The organism is uncultured Clostridium sp. (genome assembly GCF_934754915.1).
Lineage (GTDB): Bacteria > Bacillota > Clostridia > Clostridiales > Clostridiaceae > Clostridium.
The window spans coordinates 1-2,718 of record NZ_CAKVKB010000269.1 but is presented as its reverse complement, the minus strand read 5'-3'; the positions used below and the strand labels follow the sequence as shown (position 1 = coordinate 2,718).

At 29.7% G+C, this 2,718-nt stretch carries 3 protein-coding genes; 1 reads left to right on the top strand and 2 read right to left on the bottom strand.

From position 1 onward, the window contains the following. Nucleotides 1-54: 54 nt before the first annotated feature. The gene (locus Q0F58_RS18650) at nt 55-891 is read right to left on the bottom strand and encodes a hypothetical protein (protein ID WP_294379439.1); all 837 of its coding nucleotides are present in this window, start codon (nt 889-891) and stop codon (nt 55-57) included. A gap of 348 nt (nt 892-1,239) precedes the next feature. Here Q0F58_RS18650 and Q0F58_RS18645 point away from each other — a divergent pair, with 348 nt between their 5' ends. Then, nucleotides 1,240-2,388 carry a hypothetical protein gene (locus Q0F58_RS18645; protein WP_294379437.1) on the top strand — a complete coding sequence of 383 codons (1,149 nt, stop codon included), beginning with the start codon at nt 1,240-1,242 and terminating at the stop codon, nt 2,386-2,388. Between the two features lie 32 nt (nt 2,389-2,420). Here Q0F58_RS18645 and Q0F58_RS18640 read toward each other — a convergent pair. Then, nucleotides 2,421-2,718, bottom strand: a 298-nt coding sequence (locus tag Q0F58_RS18640; protein WP_294379436.1) for a hypothetical protein, incomplete at its 5' end; no start/stop codon positions are given.

Genomic DNA, 2,718 nt, shown 5'->3' with positions numbered 1-2,718 from the left:
TCATAAGTATATTTAGCCATAAAAATACCGACCTCCAATCGTTAGAGTTTTGGTCTAACTTTTGGGGGTCGGTACAATTGGCCAATACAACTCAAGTAATTGAAGATTTTTCCCCATAAATTCAACCATTGTTGAATTATCTGCGTTATCATTCCTATTTATTCTCACCCCATATCGCTGCAATGACTTCAACAGATCAATTTGTTTTTCTGCAACTTTTAAAAAATGATTTTGAAAATTAACATCCGAAACAAAAAATTTACAACTTAATTGCTTTGAAATAATTCGATATAAAACCCTATATGAATCTGCCGACACCTCATATATGTCAGATAATTGATAGGATCTATTACCTGCAATACTATATGAGACAACAACATTAATAGTCCATAGAATAAAAACTATTACTAATATCCAGCTAATTGAAATTCTCGTTATTGCAACTACAATAATGAACAAGCCTAAAATAATATAATCTACTATTCCAGAAATACATCTACTGATCAACTTATCAGATTGAAATGCATTAGCAATATTTCTTGGTGCATTAAAATATCTCAAAGAATAAATAGATGCAATATTTGCACAATATAATCCAAGAATAACGCCTGCAACACTTATTCCTCCAATTACAGCAGGTACAAAAATATTTTTATCGATATCTGGGATATCTTTTATTTTAAAAATCAACTCATCAGAACATAATACAATTACAATAAATATAGCCGCTTTCAAAACTCCTAATAATGAGCTCCTAATTACTATTCTTCTAAAGAATCCATATGCTTTATTTCCATCAAAAAAATCAATTATTCTATAAAAAAAAGCCTTCACTCTAAACACAATTGTCAATATTATTTTTCTTAATTTCCAATATATTTTTTTATTCATACTTCTTCGAAACCTGTCACTGTTCAATAAGAATGTAATAAATTTTAACACATACATCTATTGCACTAGATTCAACTCTTTACAATAATCCCCTATTTCATTTAAATTATTACCACACTAAATCACTGTTTTCTAACACGAAATATCTTTTTTTCTATTATAAAAGATTTCTATAAATCAGAAAACATATTTTTATCTACATATGCTATATACACTCCATCTTTTTTAGCTCTCACCTTTTTCCCATATTTAATTATGTGATTTTATTGTGTTTCCCCTCAAATATGGATATAATACATACAGCTCAACTGATTAGATTAGCACTGGAGCAACAAAATGGAGGATTTAATGGTTAAAGGATTTATTTTTTTCAATGATGATAAAATCCCATTTGTAATTGAACAGTATCAAATGGAATTATTTACAGATGATTCTATCCTAAAGAATTTCTGCAAAGAACATAATCCCAAAAGTAATTATATTCTCCACGGTCAATGTTTTGAATTTAATGCAGAAAGTCAAAATGCAACTTTTTTAGTAAATCACTCGATAGGGAATATTTGTTATTTGCAATGTTATATCGTTCATGCGCTTGTAAGAGATATTAACTACGATACTCTTGGTATACAATCACCCTTTTTAGATGATATTTTTAAATATAAATACGAATACTTAGAAAAGGTACGTGCTGGAATTAATTTAGGAGTAACGACTCAAGATATATACACAGTTCCGTTTTCTATGAACACCCATCAATACACGTTGTCATTCCGCATTGGTCAAAATAGCAAGCTTGGTCTTTTAGAAGATTTTGATCGAAAAGGAGAGTGTATTCTGCCTCTTCATAATCATACAATTCAAGAATGTTACAATATTTCTGTAGTATTGTACCGTTTTGCAATGTTCATGACCTCGCACGCAGAAGTTCCATTTAAACAAATCACCTTATACAATAAAGGGCGCAAAATGGGTTGGCTTTATTGTCCATTTTTATCGAAAAATCCTACATCCGCATATGATATTTTTTTCCGGGAACTCAATGTCTTAAAATATGTTCCTAAAATTTTAAATAATATAGCCTTGGATTCAGGGAACAAAATAACGCAAAGTATTCCTTTAGGACATTTAGGAACACTTGAATCTATGTATTCGCCGCAACGCTTTATAGAACAAATCACGGCATTTGAGTACTTATTTGATAAGTTGGATCATGAAAAAGCTCAGAGTTCAAAATTTTCTCTGAAAAAAGAATTGATGTATATGTTCAATAAATTTCCACAACTATTAGCATCTACTCGATCATCTTCAGATTTGGTTAGTGAAGAAATCAAAGAACTGAGACGTACTATTGTTCATGGGTATTCATATTACTATGACTTTAAAAATGACCATAGAAAAAAATATTTAATTCATCTGCTTGATGATTTAATTAAATATATGAGTTTAAAATGGATTGGATTTTCAAACGAAGAAATTCACAACTATAATTTATTGTAACTTATTGTGTACGGATTCCACCCCAGAATCCACTATTCTATTTTTTGTAAAATATCATGCTTGAGTTCTTCTGCAATAGCATAAAAACTATCATCTACACAATCATTACAGTATAATGTAACAAGTTTGTATATGCCTGCGTATATACAAGAAAACAAGGTCATCATATTTTCATGAAAAATACTCCCAACAAGCTTTTGATGAAACGCAGTGCCATGAGAATAATCGCTCATAAAACTAAAATCATTATATGCACGAGCATCCACAAGTTCACACAAACCCCTAAAATTAAACTGTTTGTTTATTTTATATGACCATCCATAAGGTAAA